The organism is Cupriavidus pinatubonensis (assembly GCF_019602855.1).
Lineage (GTDB): Bacteria > Pseudomonadota > Gammaproteobacteria > Burkholderiales > Burkholderiaceae > Cupriavidus > Cupriavidus pinatubonensis.
The window spans coordinates 737,888-763,521 of the sequence record NZ_CP080767.1 but is presented as its reverse complement, the minus strand read 5'-3'; the positions used below and the strand labels follow the sequence as shown (position 1 = coordinate 763,521).

Below are 25,634 nucleotides of genomic sequence, written 5' to 3'. Positions count from 1 at the left end.
GCGTCAGTGGTGGTTGTGATTGTTGTTGCCGTAGACAACCTGGCCACCGACCAGCGTCATACGCACCCTTCCTTCCATCTCGTAGCCGAGCCACGGCGAGTTCTTGCCCTGGCTCTTGATGGACTGGCGGTCGACCTTCCAGACTTCCTTCGGATCGAACACACAGATGTCCGCGACAGCGCCTGACGCCAGCGTACCGGCCTTCAGGCCGGCCACGCGCGCGGGTTCGGAGGTGATGCGTGCCAGAGCGGTCTTCAGCGGCACCTTATGTTCGGCGGCCCAGCGCAGCGTCAGCGGCAGTAGCAGTTCCAGGCCGATGGCGCCCGGCGTTGCTTCGGCAAACGGAAGCAGCTTCTCGTCGTCGTCGACCGGCGTGTGGTCCGAGCACAGCGCGTCGATGGTGCCGTCGGCCAGCGCGGCGACGATGGCATCGCGGTCGCGCGCACTGCGCAGCGGCGGTGAAAAACGCATCTGCGAGTTGAAGTAGCCGATATCCATGTCGGTCAGCGAGACATGGTGGATGTTGACGTCGCACGTCACAGCGAGGCCTTCACGCTTGGCCTGACGCACCAGCTCGAGACCTGCTGCCGTCGACAGCCGGCAAAGATGCACGCGCGCACCGCTGGCGCGCATCAGCTCGAAGATGGTATGCAGGCGCACCGTCTCGGCAATGACGGACACGCCCGACAACCCCAGGCGCGACGCCACGGCGCCGCTCGCGGCCACGCCGCCGCCGAGGAAAGGATCTTCCGGACGCAGCCACACGGTGAAGCCGAAGGTCTGCGCGTACTGCAGCGCACGCAGCAGCACCTGCGTGTTTCGGACCGGCGCCTCGGCCTGGCTGAAGCCCACGCAGCCGGCCTCGGTCAGCTGGTTCATCTCGGTCAGGACTTCGCCCTTCAGGCCCTGCGTCAGCGCGCCCAGCGGGTAGACGTGGGTCTGGTTCAGCGTGCGCGCGCGGAACTTCAGCATCTCGACCAGGCCGGGCTCGTCGAGCACAGGGTCCGTATCAGGCGGGCAGAGCAGACTGGTCACGCCACCCGCTGCCGCGGCGGCCACTTCGGATTCGAGCGTGGCCTTGTATTCGTAGCCGGGCTCGCGCAGGCGGGCCGACAAGTCGACGAGGCCCGGGCACACGATCAGGCCGCGGGCGTCGATGGTCTTGTTGGCGGTGAAGTCCGCCGGTGCGCTGCCCACGCCGACAATTTTGCCGGCGGCGATATAGAGGTCCTGCTGGGCGTCGAGGTTCGCGGCCGGGTCGATCAGGCGGCCGCCCTGGATGTGAATCTTCATAGCTTGGCTTGTCGTGTCGCTTGGCGTGTTCGGGATGTTCTGGCTCGAAGTGGGCATCGCGTGGTCAGTCACTGTTTCCTGCCACGATACCCATCACGGCCATGCGCACGGCGATGCCGAACGTCACCTGGTTCAGGATCACCGATTGCGGGCCGTCCGCCACCGCGGAGTCAATCTCCACGCCACGGTTCATCGGCCCCGGGTGCATCACGATCGCGTCGGGTGCGGCCAGCGCGAGGCGTTCCGGCGTCAGGCCGAAGGCCTTGAAGTACTCCTGCGCCGACGGCAGTAGCGCGCCGCTCATGCGTTCGTTCTGCAAGCGCAGCATGATCACCACATCCACGTCCTTCAGGCCCTCTTCCATGTTGTGGAAGACACGCACGCCCATCTGCTCGAGTCCCGACGGCAGAAGCGTACGCGGGCCGATGGCGCGCACTTCCGGCACGCCGAGCGTGGTCAGCGCGTGGATATCCGAACGCGCCACGCGCGAGTGCAGGATGTCGCCAACGATCGCCACGCGCAGTTGCGTGAAGTCCTTCTTGAAGTGCCGGATCGTGTACATGTCCAGCAGGCCTTGCGTCGGGTGCGCATGACGACCGTCGCCGGCGTTGATCACGTGTACGTGCGGTGCAACGTGTTCGGCGATCAGGTACGGCGCGCCCGAACTGGCGTGGCGCACCACGAACATGTCCGCCGACATGGCCGACAGGTTGTTGATCGTGTCCAGCAGCGACTCGCCCTTGCTGGTCGACGAGGCGTTGATATTCAGGTTCAGCACGTCCGCCGACAACCGCTTGGCGGCGATCTCGAAGGTGGTGCGCGTACGCGTAGAGTTCTCGAAGAACAGGTTGAACACGCTCTTGCCGCGCAGCAGCGGCACCTTCTTCACATCGCGGTCAGAGTCGGACAGCGACACGAACTGGCTGGCGGTATCGAGGATGTGCGTGATCATGTCACGCGACAATCCCTCGATCGACAGCAGGTGCTTCAGTTCGCCGTTCTTGGTCAGCTGCGGGTTGCGGAACGTCTTGGTCATGGGTGGTCAGGCGCGGGCAAAAATCGGGGGGACTAGTCTGGTCTCGGAGCCGGTGAACGAAAAATTGGCCGGATCAACCGGCCGATGATTCGGTGGTAAAGGCAAAGGTCGCCTTGGCGCCTTCACCCTGGCGCGCTAGTACGAGCGTGGCTTCGCGCGGGAGTTCAGTCTGCAGCGCGACCAGGTCCGCCGCAATCGGCAGCTCGCGGCCGCCGCGATCCACCAGCACGCCCAGCGCGACACGCGCGGGACGGCCATAGTCGAACAGTTCATTGACCGCCGCGCGGATGGTGCGGCCGGTCGCCAGCACGTCGTCGATCAGCAGGATCTTGCGGTCCTGCACGTCGAACGGCAGCGTGCTCGGCTGGGCCTGGCTGTGCAGGCCTTTTTTGGCATAGTCGTCACGGTGGAAGGCCACGTTGATGACACCGTGGTCAGGCAGTCCCAGATCCGCCGCGAGCCTATGCGCAATCCAGGCGCCGCCGGAATGGATGCCGGCCACGGACCACTGCGCACGCTCGGCTTGCGGAATCAGCGCCTGAGCCTTGTCGAGCAAGGCGCGGTAAAGCGCCTCGGCGTCGGGATTGGTGTGTCGGGTCATAGCGGAAGCTGGTCGAAATACTGTTGCAGGATGATGCGTGCGGCCTCGGCATCGAGCTCGCCGCGGCGGGCGCCGCCCATGGCGGCCATACGCGAGGAATAGCGTTCGTCCACCCACTCGACGGGCAGGCTATAGCGTCCGTTGAGCTGATTGCCGAAGCGGCGTGCGAGCCGCATGGAGGGCTGCTCGCCGCCTTCCGGGTTGACCGGCATGCCCACTACGAGCTGCACGGGCGTCCACTCGCGGATCAACTCGCCGACGGCCTGGAAGCGGCCTTCGACCGACACGTTCGGAAGGATAGTCAGGGCGGTCGCGTGACGCGTGACGAAGTTGCCGAGTGCAACGCCGATCTTCTTCTCGCCGTAGTCGAATGCCAAGACCGTGCCATCGCGGGGCAGTTCGCGCCCCACGCCGTCAGGCATGCCCGGCCTCGCCGGAAAGCATGGTGATATCGATGCCCAGCAGGCGGATAGCCGCCGAGAAGCGCTCTTCGGGTGGCACGCTGAAGATGATTTCGGGGTCGGCCTGGACAGTCAGCCAGCCATTGCGGGAAAGCTCGTCTTCGAGCTGGCCGGCGCCCCAGCCGGAGTAGCCCAGGGTCAGCAGGAAACGGTGAGGGCCGCTACCGTTCGCCACGGCCTCTAGTACGTCCTTTGAGGTCGTCATCTCCAGCCCGCCGGGTACGGCGAGTGACGACACATAGATGCCGACCGGGTCATGCAGCACAAAACCGCGTTCGGTCTGCACCGGGCCACCGAAATAGACGGGCTGATGCGCCACAGGCTGGATTTCCAGCTTGAGATCGATCTTGTCGAACAGCGTGGCCATGTCGATGTCGATCGGACGGTTGATCACCAGCCCGAGCGCGCCACGCTCATTGTGTTCGCAAAGGTAGACGACAGAGCCCGAAAACGTCGGATCAGCCATGCCGGGCATGGCAATCAGGAACTGATTGGTCAGATTGATGGGAGCTTCGGACTTGGCCATACGTGGCATTTTACCAAATCACTGGGAGGCGACCCGAAAAGAATTGGCCGCGCTGCGGCGCAGCAAACGGTGGCTCAGTCCTTGCTGGTCAAGGCCGCCAGATCCTCGGCCGTCAGCCAGCGCCACTCACCTTCTGGCAGCGCCGCTGGATCCAGCCTCAAGCCGCCGACCGCACTGCGATGCAAGGCATTCACGTGATTGCCGGCAGCGGCCACCATGCGCTTGACCTGGTGGTACTTGCCTTGCAGCAGCGTCAGGCGCAGGCTGCATTCGCCAGTGATTTCGCACCCTTCTGCGGCGATCGGCACCGGTTCATCGTCGAGTTTCACGCCAGTGCGCAGGGCGTCCACCTGTTCTTGCGTGACCGGCTCGGCCGTCGTCACCTCGTAGACCTTCGGCACCTTGCGCTTTGGCGAAGTCTGGGCGTGGATGAACTGCCCATCGTCCGTCAGCAACAGCAAGCCCGTGGTGTCGTGGTCGAGCCGGCCGACGGCCTGCACCTCGCGCTGGCGCAGCGGCACCGGCAGCAGGTTGTACACGCTCGGGTGGTGGCGCGGGCGCTGCGAGCACTCGTAGCCGGCCGGCTTGTTCAGCATCAGGTAGGCCTTGGTGCAGGCCAACCATTCCTCACCATCGACAGTCAGGCGCAGTCCGTCAACCTCGAACTGCGCACGTGGGTCTTCGCAGAGCTCGCCATTGACCTCCACCAGCCCCGCAGCGATCAAGTCGCCACAGTAGCGGCGTGTGCCAAAGCCTTGGGATTGGAGGATGCGGTCGAGGGTCATGGGAAATTGAATCGTCAGTGAAAATGTTTCGGAGGGCCGGGCCATCCGTATCGCTATGTTAGGGTATCGCCCGGCTAACCTTCACCAAGGCACCATGCAAGGCGCAGACACACCAGCCTCTCCTCGCCCACCCTACCGCATCGACCACCAGTTCGACCGCGGCCTCGTGTGGTTCCGGCGCGACCTGAGGTCGACCGACCACGCGGCGCTGCATTATGCCCTCAAGCACTGCCGCGAGGTTTGGTGCGTATTCGTGTTCGACCGCGACATCCTGGACCCACTGCTAGCCCGCGGCCTGAAAGGGGACCGGCGCGTCGATTTCATCCGCGCGTCGCTGATCGAACTCGATGCCACCTTGCGCGCCGCCGGCGGCGGTCTGATCGTCATGAACGATTCGGCTGCAAGCGCGATTCCCGCCCTGGCCCGTGAATTGGGCGTGCAGGCCGTATTCGCCAACCATGACTATGAACCGGACGCCGTTGCCCGTGATGCTGCGGTCCGTGACTCGCTGGCCGGGGACGCGCGCGTGCTGTTCACGTTCAAGGATCAGGTCATCTTCGAGCGCGACGAGATCCTGACGAGCCAGGGCAAGCCGTTTGCCGTGTTCACGCCTTACAAGAACGCCTGGCTCAAGACAATCCAGCCATTTGACCTTCGGCCCTACCCGATCGAGCCATACCTGCATGCGCTGGCACCGCTTCCCTCGAAGCGGCTAGTTCCACTGCCCTCACTGGAGGATCTGGGATTTGCTCCGAGCAATCTCGCAGAGGTCGCCATGCCAACGGGCAGTTCAGGTGGCCAGGCATTGTTCGAGGAATTCACATCACGCATGGGCGACTACGGCCGCCGGCGTGACTACCCTGCCCTGCGCGGACCGAGCTATCTGTCCGTGCACCTGCGATTCGGCACGGTGTCGATCCGCACCCTGGCCCGCGCCGCACATGGGGCAGTGCTGCGCGGCGGCGCGGACACCGCTGGCGCCGCGACCTGGTTGTCGGAACTGGTCTGGCGGGACTTCTACTTCATGATCCTGCACCACCATCCGCGTGTGGCGGCTGGCGAGGCTTTCCATCCGGCCTACGACATCATCCGGTGGCGCGACGGTGAAACCGGCGATCGCTATTTCGAGTCATGGCGCGATGCTGCTACCGGGTATCCGCTCGTCGATGCCGCGATGCTGCAGATCCGTCAAAGCGGTTATATGCACAACCGGCTTCGGATGGTGACGGCCAGCTTCCTGGTCAAAGACCTGGGCGTGGACTGGCGCCGTGGCGAGCATTACTTTGCCGACCAACTCAACGACTTCGATTTCGCGGCCAACAACGGCGGCTGGCAATGGGCCGCCTCAACCGGATGCGATGCGCAGCCTTGGTTCCGCATTTTCAACCCGGTCACGCAATCGGAAAAATTCGACCCGCAGGGCCGCTTTATCCGGAAGTACCTGCCACAACTCGCAGCATTGCCGGACAAGTACGTGCATGCACCGTGGACCGCACCGCAGGACGTGCTGCTCGCTGCAGGCGTTCGGCTGGGTGAGAACTATCCGCGCCCGCTCGTGCAGCACGACGTCGCGCGCAAGGAAACACTGGAGCGCTATGCGGTGGTGAAGGAATGGCGGCGGCCGGAAGGCTGACTGCCGCGCGGGACGGATACGCGTGCGGGCTTCAGGCAGCCAGCATCGCGCTTTCGCGGTAGTGGCGCTGCGCCTCTTCGGGCCGCTCGGTCTCTTCGAACAGGCGAGCCAGTGCCAGGTGAGTGCGCACGCGCAGACGGGTCTGCTGATGGCGATCCGCATACTTCAAGGCGCGCTCGAAGCTGGACTGGGCCTTGCCCCACAGCTGCTCGCCAAGGCAAAGCACGCCGAGCGTGAAGTAAAGGTCGGGGTCAGCGGGATGTTCGTTGATCCATTTCTCTGCCTGCTGGATCAGCGGCAGGGCGTGGCCGGCTCTGGCACAGTCGGCATAGCGCAGCACCAGGCGGCTGTCCCAGTGGACCTTGAGTGCATCCTCGATGATGCGCCGCGCCTCGTCCTGCCGGCCAAGTGCGGCAAAGTAGCGGGCCGCCGGCTCGGCGATCCGCGCGGCGCGCCGTTCGTCGGCCGACAGCGTGCGCCAAAACGAGGACAGGGCCTCGGCGTCGTGGCGGCGCTCGTCCAGCATGGCCTCGCAGGCCATCTGCTTGAGCCGCAGCGCGAGCACCGGATGCAGGGCGTTGCGCTTTTCCAGCGACCGCGCGAGGCGCAGCACTTCGGACCAGTTCTTCAGGTGCTGGTGCGCACGCAACGCGATGCGCTGCACGTGGATCTGGCGCGCGCCTTGGGCTTGCAATTGAGCAATGGTCTCGAGCGCGCCATCGGCATCGCGCGCATCCATCAGCAATTCGGCCATGGAGACCAGCCGTGCCTGCTCGCGCTCCGGATCGGTGACCTGCGCCATCCAGGCGTCGCGGCGATCCGTCTCCTGCATGCGGTGCGCGGCGCGGGCGCCGACCAGCGCGGCGGTCTGCACCTGCGCATCCCAGGACTGCGCCTCACGCGCTGCGCGTTCGGCGCGCGCGAAACGGCCCGCGAACAGGTTTTCAATCGACTCGCGCAGCGCCGCCTGGGCCTTGTTCATGCGGCTGCGTTCACGATACGCGGCTGCCCTGCGCGGCATCTCGGAAAGATGACGCGCCGTGGACAAGACAGTCCACACTACGAAGAACACCAGCAGCAGCAGCGCCAGCGCCAGGTTCAGCGACAGCTCGACACGGTACGGCGGATAGAACAGCACCACATTGCTGTGGTTGAACTGCGTGAACAGCGCCAGCCCGACCGCACCGCCGAACAGGATCGCGACCCAGAAAAGCAGGCGCATGGTTACTCCTTCTTCAGCGCGTGCAGCGCGCCGAGGCTTTCCGCCATGGTCGGCAACTGCACCGTCACCGCGCCAGCCTGCGCCTGCTTGAGCAGCGTGAGCACGGTTTGCACGCGCCTTGACCTCGTGTCGAAATAACGGCCGATCATGGCTTGCGCCGCGGCAAGGTCATTGCGGAAGACCGGCTCATTGCGCGACAGCAGCGCCAGGCGTGCATTGAGCATGCGCAGCTTGACGTTCTCGCGCAGGAACCAGCCCTGGTCCCCCGACAGCAACAGCGCTTCAGTGTCATCGACCTTGCGGATGCGGATAACCTGCGCCATTTCATCGCGCATGTAATTCCACAACCGGGCGAACCAGTTGCCTACGCCGCCCGATGCCGGGGCAGAGGCCTCGCGTGCACCCTTGGCAGCAGCGCCACGGCCGGCATCCTTGCGGTCTTCGGCCTCGGTACGCTCGAGCATGCGTTCGCTGGACAACAGCGGCAGCGCGTCGATCTGGTTGATGGCTTCATCAAGCTTGATGGCAGCGCCGGTCAGGTCGGTATCGGGCACCGCCTTCATGCGCGCGATATCGCGCGCCAGTGCGCGCCGCAGCAGGTTGTACTGCGGCTTGTCGGTGCGGGCCAGACGTGCGTCGGCACTCTGCAGCGCGGCCAGTGCGACCTGGACGTTGCCGGTGAGCTGGAGCTGCTGGCCGGCATTGGTCAGCAACTGCTGGATCTCGGCGATTTCCCAATCATCGCGGTTGCGCATCAGGTCCTGGTAGACCTGTTCGAGCGCGACCTGCTTGTCGCGGGTCTCGCCGACCTGGCCGTCCAGCGCGCCGACCTTGGCCTGCAGCTCCTTGACGGTGTCCTGCGCGTTGCGCGACAGCACGCGCGTTTCCTGCACCAAGGCGTCGTTGCTCTGCTGGCGTCGTGCCAGCTCCTCGGTCAGGTGGTCGACCCGCTGCTGCAGCCACCAGAAGCCGCCGGCAGTTGCCAGCACCAGCACCGCCACCAGCGCCCACAATGCGGCATTGCGGCGCGGCGCGGCGAACGAGGCCGATGGCGAAGCCGAAGCCGTGGCACCGGGGGGAATGGTGGTTGAGGAGGACGTAGTTTCTTGCGTCACGCGTTCGACCCTGTTTGTCATGGCAGGCGGCGGCACGGGCAGCGGCTCCGGCCGCGGTGCCGGAGCCACCGCAGGAACCGGTGTACTTGCGGCTATCGGGCCCGCATAGGCATCCGCCCACTGTTTGCATGCCGCGAGCAGGCCGGCATCGCCTGGCGCTGCACGCAGGATGCGCGTGAAGCCGAGCGCCTGCGCCTGTTCGGCGATTCTCGCATGCGGCGCGATGCACTGCACCTGTTTCAGGGTGGCCAGTTCCTGCGGCGACAGGTTATGTCGCGCCAGTGTCTCGAGGTTGCGCACGGCTTCGGAGCTGGTCAGCAGCCAGGCTTGCGGGGCGGCGCCAGGGCTCAGGCCGTCGCGCACGGCCTGCCATTGCATGGCAGTGGGCTCGGGCAGCGTGCGCTGGTACGCCTCGACGGCCGTGACGTCCGCGCCCGCTTCGCGCAATCGGTCGCCAAGCCAGTCGCGGCCACCGTTGCCGCGGACGATGAGCACGGAGCGTCCTTGCAGTGCGGCCGGTTCGAGCTGAGCCCAGAGCGCTTCGGAGTCAAAACGGGCTTCTTCGCCGTTGGCGCCGCCGTTCGTGCCGTTGCCGTCGGCACCCGCCGGCGCGATCACGCGATAGTCGGGCGCGACAATGCCACGTTCGGCCAGCGCCATGACGCTGGCGGGTCCGACCACGGCCACCGGGACGCCGGGCGGCCACTGCGCCGCGGCAATGCCCTGCACCACAGCGAGCGCATCGACCGCGTACTGGATGGCGTTGGGGCTGACAAAAATCACCAGCGCGAATTGGTCCAAGCGCGCCAGTGCCGCGCGCAGCGGCGCGTCATCGGCGGCGGGGCCAATCGAGAGCAGCGGAAAGCCGAGGACATCGAGCCCTGCGGCCTGGAGCGCTTCTGTCAGTTGCCGGGACTGCCCGGCGGGTCGTGTGACAACGACAGTCGGGCGGGGCATGGGCCGGCCTCAGGCTGGATCTTGGGGAGCCGGTGTGTCGGCCAGCGCGGCGAGAATCTCGGCAGCGCCCTGCGAGAGCAGATCCCGCGCGGCCGACGCGCCAAGTGCCTCAGCCGCCGCAGCATCGACCACCAGACCGGCGGCCGATGCACGCGTCTGCCGCGAGCCATCGGGCATGGCCACAAAGGCATCGAGCCGCAATTGGTCGCCAACCCAGCGCGCATGCGCGGCCAGCGGCACCTGGCACGAGCCGCCAAGCATGCGCGACACCGCCCGTTCTGCCGTGACCGCGAGCGCGGTCGGCTGGTGGTTCAGTGGAGATAGCCACGCGGCGACATCGGGACGCGTCGACAGGATTTCGATACCAAGCGCGCCCTGTCCCGCTGCAGGCAGCGAAGCCTCCGGCGCGATCAGTGCGCGGATGCGATCGCCAAGGCCCAGCCGCTTCAGACCGGCCGCGGCCAGGATGATCGCGCCGTATTCGCCGCGATCGAGCTTGCCCAGGCGGGTATCTAGATTGCCGCGCAGTGGCTTGATGACCAGATGCGGATAACGCGCGCGCAGCGCGGCCTCGCGACGCAGGCTCGAGGTGCCGACCACGGTCCCGGCCGGCATCTCTTCGAGCGATGCAAACGTCGATGAAACCAGCGCATCGCGCGGATCCTCGCGCTCCATCACCGCGGTCAGCGCGAAGCCGTCGGGCAACTCCATCGGTACATCCTTCAGCGAATGCACCGCGAGATCGGCCCGGCCTTCGGCCATTGCGAATTCCAGCTCTTTGACAAACAAACCCTTTCCGCCGACTTTCGACAAAGTCCGGTCTAGAATCTGGTCTCCGCGCGTGGTCATGCCCAGAATGGACACATCGCACGCGGGATAGTATTGTTGCAGCGCAGCACGCACAAATTCAGCCTGCCACATGGCCAGACGGCTCTCGCGGGAGGCGATGACAAGCTTGTGCGGAAGGCTGCTGGACACGGCGGTAGAAGAAGTCGGGAAGGCGGATGCATGCATTCGTCAATGTTAGCACGCGACCCAATCGCCGCTCCGCACCATCGGACAGAAGTAAAGCAAGAGGAGATTGCATGACGCAGCATGCTGCGCGCCCCGGCCGACGCTCGGCCAATCGAGAAGCCCCCTCCCAGGCCTCAGGCCAGAGTGACGCGAACGGCGCATCAACCCGCAAGACCGCTTCCAAGACCCCTGGCATCAAACCGATTTCGAAGGCCAATCTGATGGTCGTGCCCGCAAATGGCGCCCTGAACGCCAGCCCGGCACGCCGCTCGGCGACCGACAAGGACGTGCCGCTGCGCGAGGACATCCGCTTCCTGGGCCGCCTGCTGGGCGAATGCCTGCGCGAGCAGGAAGGTGATGCCACCTTCGAGGTGGTCGAGACCATCCGCCAGACCGCCGTGCGATTCCGACGCGAGAACGACCGCGCCGCTGGCACCGAGCTCGACCGCCTGCTCAAGCGCCTCTCGCGTGACCAGACCAACCAGGTCGTGCGCGCGTTCAGCTATTTCTCGCATCTGGCCAATATCGCCGAGGACCAGCACCACAACCGCCGCCGCCGCATCCACGCGCTGGCCGGTTCGCCGCCCCAAGACGGCAGCCTGCAGCACGCGCTCGAGAAGATCGACGCCGCTGGTGTCACGGGCAAGCAGCTGCGCAAGTTCCTGGACGAGGCACTGATCGTGCCGGTGCTGACGGCACACCCGACCGAAGTCCAGCGCAAGAGTATCCTGGACGCCGAGCGCGAGATCGCGCGCCTGCTGGCGGAGCGCGACCTGCCGATGACCGCGCGCGAGCGCGACCGCAACACCGCTCAGCTTCGCGCCAAAGTCACCACGCTGTGGCAGACCCGCATGCTGCGTGACTCGCGGCTGACGGTGGCCGACGAAATCGACAACGCACTGTCGTACTACCGCACCACCTTCCTGCACGGCATCCCGCAACTGATGAGCGAGCTGGAAGAGGACATCGCCGCGATCTTTCCGGCCTCACGCAAGACCAAGGGCGCCGCTGCCGAAGCCGCGCCGCTGGCGCCGTTCATGCAGATGGGTTCGTGGATCGGCGGTGACCGCGACGGCAATCCGAACGTGACGGCCGAAACGCTCGACCACGCCGCCACCCAGCAGTCCCAGATGATCCTGGGCTGGTACCTCGACGAGGTGCATGCGCTGGGCGCCGAGCTGTCGATGTCGACGTTGATGGTCGACGCGAGCCCCGAACTGCTCGCACTGGCCGAGTCATCGCCCGACCACTCCGCCCACCGCGCCGACGAGCCGTACCGCCGCGCGCTGATCGGCATCTATGCGCGCCTTGCCGCCACCAGCAAGACGCTGACCGGTCATGGCGCACCGCGCCATCCGGTGGCGGACGCCGAACCGTACAGCAGCGCCGAAGCTTTCGCGGCCGACGTGCAGATCGTGATCGACTCGCTGCGCGCCCACCACGGCCGCGCGCTGGCCAGCACGCGCATCGACGCACTGGTGCGTGCCATTGCCGTGTTCGGCTTCCATCTGGCATCGGTCGATATGCGCCAGGTGTCCGACGTGCACGAAGCCGTCGTCGCCGAGCTGTTTGCCGCCGCCGGCGTCGAGAAGGACTACGCCGCGCTGCCGGAATCCCGCAAGCTCGAACTACTGCTCGCCGAACTACGCCAGCCGCGCCTGCTGACGCTGCCGTATCACGAATATTCGGAGCAGACCCGCAACGAGCTGGCCATCCTGGCAACCGCGCGCGAACTGCGCGCGCGCTACGGCCAGCGCGTCGCGCGCAACTACATCATCTCGCACACGGAAACGCTGTCCGACCTGGTGGAAGTCATGCTGTTGCAGAAGGAAGCCGGCATGCTCAAGGGCACGCTGGGCAGCAAGACCGATCCGGCACGCATGGAGCTGATGGTCATTCCGCTGTTCGAAACCATCGAAGACTTGCAGAACGCAGCAGGGATCATGCAGTCGCTGCTGGACCTGCCGGGCTTCGATTCGGTGATCGAGCACCACGGGGTCGAGCAAGAAGTGATGCTCGGCTATTCCGATTCCAACAAGGACGGCGGCTTCCTGACTTCCAACTGGGAGCTGTACAAGGCCGAACTCGCACTGGTCCAGCTGTTCGAGCAACGCAAGGTCAAGCTGCGCCTGTTCCACGGCCGCGGCGGCACCGTCGGCCGCGGCGGCGGCCCGACCTACCAGGCCATCCTGTCGCAGCCGCCGGGCACGGTGAACGGGCAGATCCGCCTGACCGAGCAGGGCGAGATCATCAACAGCAAGTTCGCCAATGCCGAGATCGGCCGGCGCAACCTGGAAACGGTGATCGCCGCGACGCTGGAAGCCTCGCTGCTGCCGCAGCAGAACGCGCCGAAGGAACTGAGCACGTTCGAAGGCATCATGCAGCAGCTTTCCGACCGTGCGTTCGGCGCCTACCGCAACCTGGTATATGAGACCCCGGGCTTCAAGGACTATTTCTTCGCCACCACGCCGATCACCGAGATCGCCGACCTGAACCTCGGTTCGCGTCCGGCCTCGCGCAAGCTGATGGACAAGAAGAACCGCCGCATCGAAGACCTGCGCGCGATTCCGTGGGGCTTCTCGTGGGGCCAGTGCCGACTGCTGCTGCCGGGCTGGTACGGCTTCGGCAGCGCGGTCAAGTCGCTGCTCGACACCGCGCCGGACGAAAAGGCACGTAAAGCCGCTGTGGCGACGCTGCGCAAGATGGTCAAGACCTGGCCGTTCTTCTCCACGCTGCTGTCCAACATGGACATGGTGCTGGCCAAGACGGACCTGGCCGTGGCCTCGCGCTATGCCCAGCTCTGTGACGACGCCGCGCTGCGCAAGAACGTGTTCGCGCGCATCAGCAAGGAATGGCACCTGACCTGCGAGATGCTGGCGCTGGTCACCGGGCATCAGGAACGGCTGGCCGACAACCCGCTGCTCGCACGTTCGATCAAGAACCGCTTTGCGTACCTTGATCCGCTCAACCACTTGCAGGTGGAACTGCTCAAGCGCTACCGCTCGGGCAAGGATGGGGACGATATCCGCGTACGGCGCGGTATCCATCTGACCATCAACGGGGTGGCTGCGGGGTTGCGCAATACGGGTTGAGCATTGCCCTGCAGCGTCGCCTCACCGGTGGCGCACTCCCCTCTCCCACTGGCGTTGGAGAGGGGAGCAAACACACTTCAAGTGGTGAGCACCCTCGCTCAGCCGACAAACGCCCCCGGCACCGGATCATCCCCCAAGGCATGCAGCAGCACCGCCCAGTGCATCGCTTCATCGCCAAGGATGCTACCCGCCGCCTTGGTCAGATCCCGGTTATAGAAATTCGGCAGCACGCCGAGATACGCCGCGGTAGCGCCCTTCTCCAGTCCCGCCGCAAAACGCAGCACATCCGCCTGAGTCTTGAGCTGTCCCGTCGGGAACGAATATTCCGACGGTTTCTTCGCCATGACCGGCGACCCGCCCAGCTTCGATACCGTGCCCGCCAGCACTTGCGCGTGCGCCTTGTGGTGGTTCTGAAACTTTACCGCCGTGTCGAGCACAGGTTTCTGCAGCAGCCCGCTTTCCGCCCCCACCTGGTAGGCCGCGATGGCCTGGTACTCGAGGCCGAGCGCCACGTTCAGGATACTGATGTCGTCTTTCGTGCTGCCTGACTGCGTCTGTGCCCACGCTGGCATCGACTCGCCAAGGCTCAGCACGGCCAGCGAACCGAGCGCGAACAGGCCCGGCACCTTGAGCAGGCCGCGCCGGCGTTCGTCGGGCAAGGCGATGGAAACTTTCTGGGACTGAACCAGCCGGTGCGCCGGCGTCGTGGACATGCGTTCCATGGTGTGCTCCTGTGAGAGATCGAGGGACAGCGTCCGCAGCGCGGATCGCATGCTGCTTTTACGCAGGCACCGGGCAATTGGATGCAGCGACGCTGCCTATAATCCGTCAGAGTCCTCCGCCAGGAACCTCCACGTGCCGGCTGCCCCCGAACCATCCTTTGCCCCATCGGCCGACAACGACCGGCTGGCGGCGTGGCTGCAGGCGGTGGCGCTCGGCGACCGGCAGGCGCTGCGCGCGCTCTACGACCACACCGCGACGAAACTGTTCGGCCTTGCGCTGCGTATCACTGGAAGGCGCGACTGGGCGGAGGACGCCGTGCAGGAAAGCTTTGTCAGCATCTGGCACCACGCCGGCGACTACCGGCCGCACCTGGCTGCGCCGATGACGTGGATGACCACCATCGTTCGCAATCGCGCGCTCGACTGCCTGCGCCGCGCGGCAGCCGCGCGCGTGCCGCAGACCGTGGAACTCGATGAAGAACTCGGCGAATGGCTGGCCGACGATGCTGCCGGCCCGGCTGAACTGGCGTTGGCCAGCCAGCAGGCGCGCGCACTGAACCGCTGCCTGCAACGGCTGGAGCCGGCACAGCGGCAAGCCATCGTCCTGGCCTACTTGCGCGACCTGAGCCACGCCGAACTGTCCGAGCGGCTGCGATTGCCGCTCGGCACCGTGAAGTCGTGGATCCGTCGGGGTCTCGAACGCCTGCGCGCGTGCATGGAGAGTGCGCCATGAGGCTGACCCGGCACCCGGACCTGCTGGACCGCATGGCAGCGCAATATGCGCTCGGCGTGCTCCGTGGCGGCGCACGGCGCCGGATGGAGCAGCTTGCGCGCGAGGAACCGGCCGTGCGTGCCGCGATTGGCCACTGGCAGGTCAGGCTGGCCGGCATGGCCGAGTTGCAACCGTCCGTGGAAACTGTAGAGGCGGTGTGGTGCGGCGTCGAACAGCGGCTCGGCTGGAAGCCGGTGCCGTCGACCGAGGCAGCGGTTACGCCGTGGTGGCAAAAGCTGTGGACGGCGCCAGTGTTCTGGCGCGGTGCAGCGGCGGCAATGACCGTTATTGCGGTGCTCGCCGTCGGCATCGGCTGGCAAACGACACAACGGAAGCCGGGCGATGCCGCCGTAGTCGCTGTGCTGAACAATGCACAATCCAAACCCGCTCTGCTTGTGTCATGGGATGCGGCGGCACGCCAGTTGCTCGTGCAAAGGCTCGACGACACGGTCTTGACCGGACAGCAGGTACTGCAGTTGTGGGCGCTGCCTGAAGGCGGCAAGCCGCAATCCCTCGGCGTGATCGGCCGCGAGCGCTCGGCACGGCTAGCGCTGACGCGGTTCCCCGCTGCCGTACCGGCCCTAGCGGTCAGCGTCGAACCGCCCGGCGGATCGACGAACCCGGACGGTCCGAGCGGCCCGGTTGTCTTCAAGGGACCATTGATCCACTCGCCGCTCTGAAGCCCGCTTGCCCGGCCCCGGCGGGCGATATAATCCACGTTTCTCCGAAATCCGCTCGCGTCCGCCCCGCATGGTCATGCACCGGCCGCACGCCGCGCGAGCCATAGAGCCACATAGCCCTGACGTCCATGACGACCTCCCAACTTGCCAAGAAAGGCGAAGCCTGGTCCGCCCGCTTCTCCGAACCGATGTCCGACCTGGTGAAGCGCTACACCGCTTCGGTGTTCTTCGACAAGCGCCTGGCCCTGTTCGACATCCAGGGCTCGCTGGCGCATGCGGCCATGCTGGCCAAGCAAGGCATCATCGCCGAGGCCGACCGCGCCGAGATCGAGCGCGGCATGGCACAGATCAAGGGCGAGATCGAGGCCGGCGGCTTCGAATGGAAGCTGGATCTCGAAGACGTCCACCTGAACATCGAAGCGCGCCTGACCGCGCTGGTCGGCGATGCCGGCAAGCGCCTGCATACGGGCCGTTCGCGCAATGACCAGGTCGCGACCGACATCCGCCTGTGGCTGCGCAGCGAGATCGACAACATCATCGCGCTGCTCGGCGCGCTGCGCGGGTCGCTGCTGGACCTGGCCGACCAGAACGCTGACACGATCCTGCCGGGCTTCACGCACCTGCAGGTCGCGCAGCCCGTGACTTTCGGCCACCACCTGCTGGCCTACGTGGAAATGTTCACGCGCGATGCCGAGCGCATGGCCGACTGCCGCAAGCGCGTCAACCGCTTGCCGCTGGGCGCCGCCGCGCTCGCCGGCACGAGCTACCCGATCGACCGCGAATTCGTCGCGAAGCAGCTTGGCTTCGACGGCGTGTGCCGCAATTCGCTGGATGCCGTGTCGGACCGCGACTTCGCGATCGAATTCTGCGCGGCCGCCGCGCTGGTGATGACCCACGTGTCGCGCTTCTCGGAAGAACTGGTGCTGTGGATGAGCCCGCGCGTCGGCTTCATCGACATCGCCGACCGCTTCTGCACCGGCAGCTCGATCATGCCGCAGAAGAAGAACCCCGACGTGCCGGAATTGGCCCGCGGCAAGACCGGCCGCGTCAACGGCCACCTGATCGGCCTGCTGACGCTGATGAAGGGCCAGCCGCTCGCATACAACAAGGACAACCAGGAAGACAAGGAACCGCTGTTCGATACGGTCGATACCGTCGTGGACACGCTGCGCATCTTCGCTGACATGGTGCCTGGCATCACCGTCAAGCCCGAAGCCATGCGCGCCGCCGCGCTGCAGGGCTACGCCACGGCCACCGACCTGGCCGACTACCTCGTCAAGAAGGGCCTGCCGTTCCGCGACGCGCACGAAGCCGTGGCCCACGCCGTGCGCGCGTGCGACAGCCGCAACTGCGACCTGGCCGACCTTACCGTGGCCGAACTGCGTGAAGTCTCGGGCCTCGGCGACAAGTCCGCGCTGATCGGCGATGACGTGCACACCGTCCTGACGCTCGAAGGTTCGGTCGCTGCGCGTAACCACATCGGCGGCACCGCACCGGACCAGGTGCGCGCGGCGATCGCCGCCGCACGCGCAGCGCTCTGAGTTGACGCTGTAAGTTCCGCGTAAGTTTCAAGCAAGAAAAAGCCACGATGGGCTGGCCATCGTGGCTTTTTTCATTTACAAGACGGATTTTTGCGCAATGTGATAGGTATTAGCCCCAAGCGCCGACGCATTTTGTTACAGATAAACTAATCGCCGCAAAAACCGGGGAGACAACCCATGAACTACTTGCTTGGTCTGTCACGACAGATCGACAGGTTGAATCAGCACACGGGCAGGCTTGCAAACATCATGATCCTGCTGTCGTGCCTGATCAGCGCCGGCAACGCCCTCCTGCGCTATGGCTTCAACTTGAGCGACAACTGGCCACTCGAACTGCAGTGGTACATGTTTGCGATCGCCGTGATGTTCGGCGCCTCGTATACCTTCCAGCGTAACGAACACGTCCGCGTCGACCTGTTCTACGGCAACGTCTCGGAGCGCGCCCAGCACTGGATCGATATCTTCGGCATCGTCGTATTCCTGCTGCCGTCGTGCATCCTGTTCACGTGGCTGTCCTGGGATTCGCTGTTCCTGCCCTCGTGGCGCATCCTCGAGCAATCGGGCAACTCCGGCGGCCTGCCGCGTTACCCGATCAAGCTGGTGGTGCCAGTCGGCTTCGCCCTGCTCGCCCTGCAGGGGGTGTCTGAACTGATCAAGCGCTTTGCCGCCCTCAAAGGCCTGGTGCGTATCGAATCGAAATACGAGAGGCCGGTGCAATGATTCCATTGGAATATATGCCGCCGATGATGTTCGGCGGCCTGGTGCTGTTCATGCTGATCGGGTTCCCGGTCGCATTTTCGCTGTCCGCCGTCGGCCTGGCGTTCGGCTTCGTGGCCATTCACTGGGGCTACTTCCCCCTGAGCTTCCTGCAGGCGGTGCCGAGCCGCGTGTTCGGAAGCGTGCTCGCCAACGAGTTGCTGCTGGCCATTCCGTTCTTCACCTTCATGGGCGCGATCCTGGAGAAATGCGGGCTGGCCGAGGACATGCTCGACTCCATGGGCCAGCTGTTCGGCCCCGTGCGCGGCGGCCTCGGCTACTCGGTGATCATCGTCGGCTTCATCCTTGGCGCGATCACGGGCACCGTGGCCGCGCAGGTGATCGCCATGGCGATGATTTCGCTGCCGGTGATGATGCGCTACCGCTACAACATGAAGTACGCCACCGGCGTGCTCGCGGCATCGGGCACCATCACGCAGCTCGTGCCGCCGTCGCTCGTGCTGGTGGTGCTGGCCGACCAGCTCAAGACGCCGGCCGGCAGCGCCGACGTGGGCAGCATGTACCTGGGCGCGTGGGGCCCGTCGGTGGTGCAGATCGCGCTGTTCGCGCTGTACACCTTCTTCCTGACCCGCGTCAAACCTGACTGGCTGCCGCCGGTTCCGGCCGAAGCGCGCACGCTGCGCGGCTGGCCGCTTTGGGCCAAGTGCCTGCGCGGCATCATCCCGTGTGCGGTGCTGATCTTCCTCGTGCTCGGCACGATCATGCTGGGCATCGCCACACCGACCGAATCGGGCGCCATGGGTGCCGTCGGCGCGCTGGTGCTCGCGGTGATCCGCGACAAGGCATTCACCAGCACCGATCGCATCGTCTACCGCATCGGCATTGCCGCGACGGTGATCGCCGCGGCCGTGGGTGTGTTCGCCTTTGGCTCGCATGTGTTCCGGATCCCGCTGGCGGTGTTGTACCTGGTCATCCTGTGGCTGGTCATCCGCGCGGGTCAGATGACCGACCTGCGTCTGCTGATCGTCGATGCTTACCAGTCCACCGCGCGCATCACGGCGATGGTGGTGTTCATCCTGATCGGCTCCACCTGCTTCTCGGTGGTGTTCCAGGGCGTGGACGGCGGCGCATGGGTCGAGCACCTGTTCACCTCGCTGCCGGGCGGCTGGATCGGCTTCCTGATCGTGGTGAACCTGTTCATCTTCTTCCTGGCGTTCTTCCTGGACTTCTTCGAGATCGCGTTCATCGTGGTGCCGATGCTGGCGCCGGTGGCGGTGAAGGTGCTGGCCCCGGTCGTGGCCGATTCGATGGGCGGCAACCCCGAAGCCGCGGCCACTGCGGCGCTCGTGTGGTTCGGCGTGATGCTGTGCGTGAACATGCAGACCTCGTTCATGCACCCGCCGTTCGGCTTCGCACTGTTCTACCTGCGCGGCATTGCGCCGAAGGAAGTGAAGAGCTCAGACATCTACTGGGGTGCGCTGCCCTGGGTCGGCCTGCAGCTGGTGATGGTGCTGGCCGTGATGTTCTGGCCGGGCATGGTGACGGCATTCCTCGACAAGGGATCGCTCCACCATAACACCGGGGCGGAGGTCAGCATTCCGCTTGGCGGTGAGCCAGAGAAACCGGCGTCTTCGCCAGGGACACTGGAGTTGCCGGGGGCGGCTCCGGCGGAGCCGGCGGCGCCGCAGTTTGAGTTTGAGAAGAAATAACGGCCTGAGCGCCAAGACAGAGCCCCGCAATCGCGGGGCTCTTTGTTTTTCCGGGGCCTGATCCGTCGTATCTCGAACTGTCCCCTTGTAAGCCGCAGCCTGGCACTGCTCGAAGCCAAGGACGTGCTGTCGATGGTCTGCCAATAGTTCCATGTCAGCCAGGCGGCCGCCTCCGGGCCGGTCAGCGAAGCCTTTGCTTTCACGATGATGCCGACGGGGTTGTGCGTGGTGCCCGAACGCCGGACCACCGCACATTCGGCCTAGTTCGTCGTTGTCACGAGCACATCGCCGCGCCGCTCCACCACGTTCACCACCACACTGCTGCCGGCGCGACGCAGCATCAGGTCGACCGATGCGTCGGCAATGGTCAGCCCTTGCAGCGCCACGTCTTCCATGAAGGACGGCAGGGCCGGATAGCGAAAGCTCACCTGGCGCGCGGCGACGTCAAAATCGAGGTTCAAGCACGACTGCAGCAGCGACAGCGGCGCGGCCGCCGCCCACGCCTGCGGAATGCACGCGACCGGATAGAGCGTCGGACCGCGGTTGCCCTGGCGCACGAAGCCGCAGAACAACTCCGGCAGACGGCGCAGGTCGATGTGCGTCGAGGCAGAGAAAAGCCCGTCGAAGATGCGCAGCGCCGCGTCGCGCAAGCCATAGCGCACCAGCCCTGCGGCGATCAGGGCATTGTCGTGCGGCCATACCGAGCCGTTGTGGTAGCTCATGGGGTTGTAGCGGAACTCGCTCGAGGCAAGTGTCCGCACGCCCCAGCCCGAGAACGAGGCGCTTGCCATCAGCGCAGACGCTACCTGTTCCGCTCGCTGTGGCTGCGCAATGCCAGTGAAGAGCGCATGCCCCGCATTGGATGAGCGCACGCGGCATGGCCGCTTGTTCCCGTCCAGCGCCAGCACGTAGGTGCCCAGCGCCTCGTCGAAGAAGACTTCATCAAAGCGCTGGCGCAGTTGTGTTGCCTTGGCTTCGAGTCCGTCGGCGCGTTCGGTCTTTCCAAGGCCGCGTGCGATGCGCGCGGCAGCCATCCACGCGCCGTAGACATAGGCCTGCACCTCCACCAGCGCAATGGGCCCTTCAGCGAGCGTGCCGTCAGCATGGGAGATGGAATCCCGGCTGTCCTTCCAGCCCTGGTTCAGCAGCCCTTCGGCGGTGCGCCGGCCGTACTCGACAAAGCCATCGCCATCGCGGTCACCGTACTCGTCGATCCAACGCAGTGCCGCCTCGACGTAGGGCCACAGCCAGCGCGCCGTGGCAACGTCATGGGTGCGGTCCAGGTAGGCCCCGGCCAGCATGACGAACAGCGGCGTGGAATCGATGCTGCCGTAGTAGCGGCGGAACGGCACCTCGCCGAGGTTGGCCATTTCGCCCTTGCGGCTTTCATGGAGGATCTTGCCCGGTTCGGCATCGGCTGCGGGATCGACCGTGGTGGCCTGGTTGGCCGCCAGGTAGCAAAGCACGCCGCGCGCGATACCCGGGTCGAGCCACAGGGTTTCGAGCGCGGTGATCAGCGCGTCGCGGCCGAAGAAAGTGCTGAACCACGGAATGCCCGCATAGGGATACGGCCCGTATGGCGTCTGCGTGGTCAGCATGTAGAGATCGGACATGCTTCGCGACACCGCTTCGTTGAAAATCTCGTTCGACGTGGTCACGCTTGCGGCGCGCGCGGACAAGCCACGCAGCGCGCGCCGCGCGGCGCGCAGGGCCGAAGGAACAGCCACGCGCGGCGCGCGCCCGTCCGGGCGCGCATTGCAGCAACATACCTCGACATACAGCAGTGTGGTCTTGTGCGGCGTGAGATCCAGTTCGAACACGGCCTGTTCGCCGGTCAGACGCGACGGCAACGGATCGAAAGACAGATGCGTCGTGCGCTCGCAGTCATCAAGGCCGGTATAGGCTAGCCTGACGCCGCTTTGGCAAAGCACGGGCGCATGGTACTGCCCGCGATCTATGCGATGGGCGCCGCGCACCTCGAACAAGTCCGCGAAATCCGCGGCAAAGGCCAGTTCCAGCGCGATGCGCCGCGGCACCTCGTCGAAGTTGCGTACCGCCAGCCGTTCATAGCATGTCCCCTGCCACAGGAAGCGGGAACGGCGCACATGGATCAGGTCATGGACCATCGCGAGCCGGTCCTGCTCGTCGAACAGGTCGGGATTGGTCAGGTCGCAGGTCAGCGCCACGTTATCGTCGCGCAGCACGGAACTCAGCAGCACCGGTCGCCAGCCGTTGATCGTGAGATGAAAGTGCGACAGGTGGCGGGTATCACAGTAGTACAGACCCTCCGATCCGCCAGAGCCGGCAATGGCGTCGCCATGCTCGTCGAATACGGCGAAAGTATCGCCTTGCTTGAGCGTACGTGGCTGGGTCTGGCGCAGCGAACGCGAGGCCGCGATGACAATGGGAGCCGCCGGCGTGGCTTCCGGCGCGAGTCCGCGCCGGCCTTCGGGAGCGTCAAGCATCGTTTCCCCCTTGCAGGTTCAGGGTGCGATCGGGGTGCGATCATGGGGTCAGGGCGCGATATGCAGGTCCGCGGCCTCATGGCCTGCCGGCTCCGCATGCGTGTGCCCGTTGACCGACAGCGGTTCGCACAGCCGGCGATACAACGCTACGTAGTCGCTGGCCATGCGCGCGGCACTGAAGCGCGCACTGAACGCGCGCCGCACGTCAAGGCGGTCGATGTCTCCCAGACGCCCTACCGCAGCCACGGCTTCGTCCACACTGTCCACGATAAAGCCAGTGACGCCATCATCGAGCACTTCAGGAACCGACCCCGAAGAAAAGGCAATCACCGGCGTACCGCAGGCCATGGATTCGATCATCACAAGGCCGAACGGCTCGGGCCAGTCGATCGGAAACAGCAGCGCACGCGCGTTGCCAAGAAAACGCGGTTTTTCGCGATCGCCAATTTCGCCAAGATACTCCACATTCGGGTGGCGCCGGACCAGTGGCGCGATTTCCGCATCCCAGTACGCCTGGTCGGCGCGGTCGATCTTGGCTGCGATCTTCAGCGGCATGCCGCTGCGCACGGCGATCTCGATCGCGCGGTCGGGGCGCTTCTCGCGCGCAATGCGGCCGAGGAATGCCAGATAGCCCCCGCGCGGCACGGCATGAAAGGACAGCAGGGATTCCGGCAAGCCATGGTAGACATTGCCGAGCCAGTTGACCGGCGGCATGGGACGCCGTTGCTCCAGGGATATCGACACCAGGGGCATATCCGGAAACGTCGCATAGAACGGGCGCAGATCTGGCAGATCGAGCCGGCCATGCAGCGTAGTCACGGTGCGGCTGGCAAGGCTGCGGACCAGCGGAAAATGCAGCATATCCGTGTGGAAATGCAGCACATCGAAATCATCGGCCTGCCGGCGCACATCCTCCAGCATCATGACGTGGTACGGCAGCCAGTCGTGCACAGATGGGTCGGTGCGCAATGCGCGCGGCACGCAACTCACCAGCCGGGCGGCCGTCCATGAATCGCCGCTCGCAAAGAGCGTCACATCATGCCCCTGGCGCACCAGCTCGTTTGCGAGGTACGCCACGACGCGTTCGGTACCGCCGTACTGCCTTGGCGGGCAGCTTTCCTGGAGCGGGGCAATTTGGGCGATTTTCATCGGCAGAATCTCCGTGCGGCTGACAACTTTGACAATCGGATGCCGGGCCGCCTTTGACCCTGCGCCCGGAATGCGGTCCGTGTCGCGCTGCACCGCAAAAAAAGGAGCGCCTCCCTCTTCCGTGCTGGCCAGCTCGATTACCGGTGGGCGCCGCCGATATTTGTGCTGCAGAGCGGCATGCCGCGGCCGCCACCCGGCGCGGTGCGAGAGGAGCCGGGAGCCCATCGACCGGCGTCGCGCGTGGTGCCTTTGTCGCAAGTGCCATGCCCGCAAGCTGTGCGTCTTGCTATGCTGAGTATCGTCCACATCCGATTCACGACGTACGGCCAGGGGAGCAACCACGTGCCCGACCAACCCTATCGTCCATCAGCCGGAGAGGCATCGGAGGCCAGGCCCGCAAAGGGCTGGCTGCGCTGGCTGCCAGGCGTGCAGACGCTGCGACAGTACGAGGCAGCATGGCTGCCTCGTGACGTGGCGGCCGGCCTCGTACTGACTACCATGCTGGTGCCGGTCGGCATTGCCTATGCGGAGGCATCCGGCGTCCCTGGCATCTACGGCTTGTACGCCACCATCATTCCGCTGCTGGCCTACGCGCTGTTCGGTCCCAGCCGGATACTGGTGCTGGGACCGGACTCGGCACTGGCCGCGCCGATCCTTGCCGTGGTGATCCAGCTGTCGGCTGGCGATCCGGCCCGCGCGATCGCCGTGGCAAGCATGATGGCGGTGGTATCGGGCGCGGTCTGTATCCTGGCCGGGCTGCTGCGCCTGGGGTTCGTTACCGAACTGCTGTCCAAGCCGATCCGATACGGCTACATGAATGGCATTGCATTGACCGTCCTGATCAGCCAGCTTCCGAAGTTGTTTGGCATCTCCATCGAGGACGCCGGACCCCTGCGGGAATTGTGGGACCTGATCCAAGCGCTGGGAGACGGCAAGGCCAACTGGTACAGCGCGGCGGTCGGAGGCAGCGCGCTGGCCCTGATCCTGCTGCTAAAGCGCTTCGAACGCGTGCCGGGCATTCTGATCGCCGTGATCCTGGCGACACTGGCTGTCGCCTGGTTCGGCCTGCAGGACCACGGTGTCAAAGTGCTGGGCAAGATGCCGCAGGGGCTGCCCGTCTTCCACTTGCCATGGCTGAGCGGCGTGGATATCGCCAAGGTGGTAGCCGGCGGCTTCGCCGTCGCGATGGTGGCATTCGCCGACACCAGCGTGCTGTCGCGAACCTATGCGGCGCGAATGAAGCGACCGGTCGATCCCAATCAGGAAATGGTCGGGCTGGGCGCCGCCAATCTCGCAGCGGGGCTGTTCCAGGGCTTTCCGATCAGCAGCAGCTCATCACGCACGCCGGTTGCGGAAGCGGCGGGCGCCAAAACCCAGCTCACGGGCGTGATCGGCGCGCTGGCCGTAGCCGCCCTGCTGCTGTTCGCGCCGAACCTGATGCGCTATCTGCCGAACAGCGCGCTGGCGGCGGTGGTCATCGCCTCGGCGCTCGGGCTGTTCGAGTTCGCGGACCTGAGGCGGATCTTCCGCATCCAGCAATGGGAGTTCTGGCTTTCGATGGCGTGCTTTGCCGGCGTCGCCGTGTTCGGTGCGATTCCGGGCATCGGCCTGGCCGTGGCCCTGGCCGTGATTGAATTCCTGTGGGACGGCTGGCGCCCGCACTACGCCATTCTCGGGCGTGCTGACGGCGTGCGTGGCTATCACGACGTGGAGCGCTATCCGAACGCGCGACGCGTGCCCGGCCTGGTGCTGTTCCGCTGGGATGCGCCGCTGTTCTTTGCGAACGCGGAGCTGTTCCAGACATGTGTCATGCAAGCCGTCGAAGGTTCACCCACCGAGGTGCGACGCGTGGTAGTGGCAGCCGAGCCGGTGACCAGCGTCGATGTGACCTCGGCGGATATGCTGCGCGAACTCGACAAAACGCTGGACGAACGCGGCATCGAATTGCACTTCGCCGAGATGAAGGACCCGGTCAAGGACAAGCTCAAGCGCTTCGAACTGTTTGACCACCTCGGGCAGGATGTCTTCCACCCGACGGTTGGCGCGGCGGTGGATGACTACCTGAGCGATCACAATGTGGACTGGAAGGCGTGATGACGAAGCAGCGGCCGCATGCGTAAAAAACGCCGGCCTGCCAGATGGCA

General features: G+C 65.5%; 20 protein-coding genes. 8 read left to right on the top strand and 12 right to left on the bottom strand.

Features of this window, described 5'->3' with window-relative positions; translation table 11 throughout:
• Positions 1-3: 3 nt before the first annotated feature.
• From K2O51_RS16035 to K2O51_RS16010, 6 genes are all read right to left on the bottom strand, one after another.
• The gene (locus tag K2O51_RS16035) at positions 4-1,293 is read right to left on the bottom strand and encodes a dihydroorotase (protein ID WP_041679494.1); all 1,290 of its coding nucleotides are present in this window, start codon (positions 1,291-1,293) and stop codon (positions 4-6) included.
• Between the two features lie 64 nt (positions 1,294-1,357).
• Positions 1,358-2,329, bottom strand: coding sequence for an aspartate carbamoyltransferase catalytic subunit (locus K2O51_RS16030; RefSeq protein WP_011296895.1), 972 nt, complete (start codon positions 2,327-2,329; stop codon positions 1,358-1,360).
• 73 nt (positions 2,330-2,402) lie between these two features.
• On the bottom strand, positions 2,403-2,930 hold the full coding sequence (gene pyrR, locus K2O51_RS16025) for a bifunctional pyr operon transcriptional regulator/uracil phosphoribosyltransferase PyrR (protein ID WP_011296894.1): 528 nt from the start codon (positions 2,928-2,930) through the stop codon (positions 2,403-2,405).
• Complete coding sequence (gene ruvX, locus K2O51_RS16020; protein WP_011296893.1) at positions 2,927-3,352, bottom strand: Holliday junction resolvase RuvX; 426 nt, start codon at positions 3,350-3,352, stop codon at positions 2,927-2,929. Before ruvX ends, pyrR begins: the two co-directional genes overlap by 4 nt.
• Positions 3,345-3,917, bottom strand: a complete 573-nt coding sequence (locus tag K2O51_RS16015; RefSeq protein ID WP_041679493.1) for a YqgE/AlgH family protein — start codon at positions 3,915-3,917, stop codon at positions 3,345-3,347. Before K2O51_RS16015 ends, ruvX begins: the two co-directional genes overlap by 8 nt.
• A gap of 74 nt (positions 3,918-3,991) precedes the next feature.
• Positions 3,992-4,702 (bottom strand): pseudouridine synthase, encoded by a 711-nt coding sequence (locus K2O51_RS16010; protein ID WP_041679492.1) that lies wholly within the window; start codon positions 4,700-4,702, stop codon positions 3,992-3,994.
• A gap of 94 nt (positions 4,703-4,796) precedes the next feature.
• Here K2O51_RS16010 and K2O51_RS16005 point away from each other — a divergent pair, with 94 nt between their 5' ends.
• Positions 4,797-6,335, top strand: a complete 1,539-nt coding sequence (locus tag K2O51_RS16005) for a cryptochrome/photolyase family protein (RefSeq protein ID WP_220631347.1) — start codon at positions 4,797-4,799, stop codon at positions 6,333-6,335.
• A gap of 31 nt (positions 6,336-6,366) precedes the next feature.
• Here the strand turns inward: K2O51_RS16005 and K2O51_RS16000 are convergent, their stop codons facing one another.
• From K2O51_RS16000 to hemC, 3 genes are read right to left on the bottom strand one after another with little or no spacing between them, the layout of a single operon-like run.
• Positions 6,367-7,557 carry a heme biosynthesis protein HemY gene (locus K2O51_RS16000; RefSeq protein WP_011296889.1) on the bottom strand — a complete coding sequence of 397 codons (1,191 nt, stop codon included), beginning with the start codon at positions 7,555-7,557 and terminating at the stop codon, positions 6,367-6,369.
• Positions 7,558-7,559: 2 nt separating this feature from the next.
• The gene (gene hemDX, locus K2O51_RS15995) at positions 7,560-9,629 is read right to left on the bottom strand and encodes a fused uroporphyrinogen-III synthase HemD/membrane protein HemX (protein ID WP_220631346.1); all 2,070 of its coding nucleotides are present in this window, start codon (positions 9,627-9,629) and stop codon (positions 7,560-7,562) included.
• Between the two features lie 9 nt (positions 9,630-9,638).
• On the bottom strand, positions 9,639-10,643 hold the full coding sequence (gene hemC / locus K2O51_RS15990) for a hydroxymethylbilane synthase (protein ID WP_220631345.1): 1,005 nt from the start codon (positions 10,641-10,643) through the stop codon (positions 9,639-9,641).
• Between the two features lie 71 nt (positions 10,644-10,714).
• On the opposite strand from hemC, the gene ppc reads away from it, so the two are divergent.
• A complete protein-coding gene (gene ppc, locus K2O51_RS15985; protein ID WP_220631344.1) occupies positions 10,715-13,735 on the top strand; it encodes a phosphoenolpyruvate carboxylase in 3,021 nt (1,006 codons plus the stop codon).
• A gap of 98 nt (positions 13,736-13,833) precedes the next feature.
• Here ppc and K2O51_RS15980 read toward each other — a convergent pair whose 3' ends face one another.
• Positions 13,834-14,448, bottom strand: coding sequence for a ferritin-like domain-containing protein (locus tag K2O51_RS15980; protein ID WP_220631644.1), 615 nt, complete (start codon positions 14,446-14,448; stop codon positions 13,834-13,836).
• A gap of 142 nt (positions 14,449-14,590) precedes the next feature.
• On the opposite strand from K2O51_RS15980, the gene K2O51_RS15975 reads away from it, so the two are divergent.
• The 5 genes from K2O51_RS15975 to K2O51_RS15955 all read left to right on the top strand — a co-directional run bounded on the left by K2O51_RS15975 (position 14,591) and on the right by K2O51_RS15955 (position 19,876).
• Entirely contained in the window at positions 14,591-15,190 is a 600-nt protein-coding gene (locus K2O51_RS15975) for a sigma-70 family RNA polymerase sigma factor (RefSeq protein WP_220631343.1), read from the top strand.
• Positions 15,187-15,909: an anti-sigma factor gene (locus K2O51_RS15970; RefSeq protein ID WP_220631342.1), complete on the top strand. Its 723-nt coding sequence runs from the start codon at positions 15,187-15,189 to the stop codon at positions 15,907-15,909. The genes K2O51_RS15975 and K2O51_RS15970 overlap by 4 nt, the downstream gene beginning before the upstream one ends.
• Before the next feature lie 128 nt (positions 15,910-16,037).
• On the top strand, positions 16,038-17,450 hold the full coding sequence (gene argH / locus K2O51_RS15965) for an argininosuccinate lyase (protein ID WP_220631341.1): 1,413 nt from the start codon (positions 16,038-16,040) through the stop codon (positions 17,448-17,450).
• 177 nt (positions 17,451-17,627) lie between these two features.
• Complete coding sequence (locus K2O51_RS15960) at positions 17,628-18,170, top strand: TRAP transporter small permease subunit (protein WP_011296881.1); 543 nt, start codon at positions 17,628-17,630, stop codon at positions 18,168-18,170.
• A complete protein-coding gene (locus K2O51_RS15955; protein ID WP_011296880.1) occupies positions 18,167-19,876 on the top strand; it encodes a TRAP transporter large permease in 1,710 nt (569 codons plus the stop codon). Before K2O51_RS15960 ends, K2O51_RS15955 begins: the two co-directional genes overlap by 4 nt.
• Before the next feature lie 260 nt (positions 19,877-20,136).
• Here the strand turns inward: K2O51_RS15955 and K2O51_RS15950 are convergent, their stop codons facing one another.
• Positions 20,137-22,341 (bottom strand): amylo-alpha-1,6-glucosidase, encoded by a 2,205-nt coding sequence (locus K2O51_RS15950; RefSeq protein ID WP_011296879.1) that lies wholly within the window; start codon positions 22,339-22,341, stop codon positions 20,137-20,139.
• Positions 22,342-22,389: 48 nt separating this feature from the next.
• Entirely contained in the window at positions 22,390-23,490 is a 1,101-nt protein-coding gene (locus tag K2O51_RS15945) for a glycosyltransferase family 4 protein (RefSeq protein ID WP_011296878.1), read from the bottom strand.
• A gap of 342 nt (positions 23,491-23,832) precedes the next feature.
• Between K2O51_RS15945 and K2O51_RS15940 the strand changes: the two genes are divergently transcribed.
• On the top strand, positions 23,833-25,584 hold the full coding sequence (locus K2O51_RS15940; protein ID WP_011296877.1) for a SulP family inorganic anion transporter: 1,752 nt from the start codon (positions 23,833-23,835) through the stop codon (positions 25,582-25,584).
• Positions 25,585-25,634 lie beyond the last annotated feature (50 nt).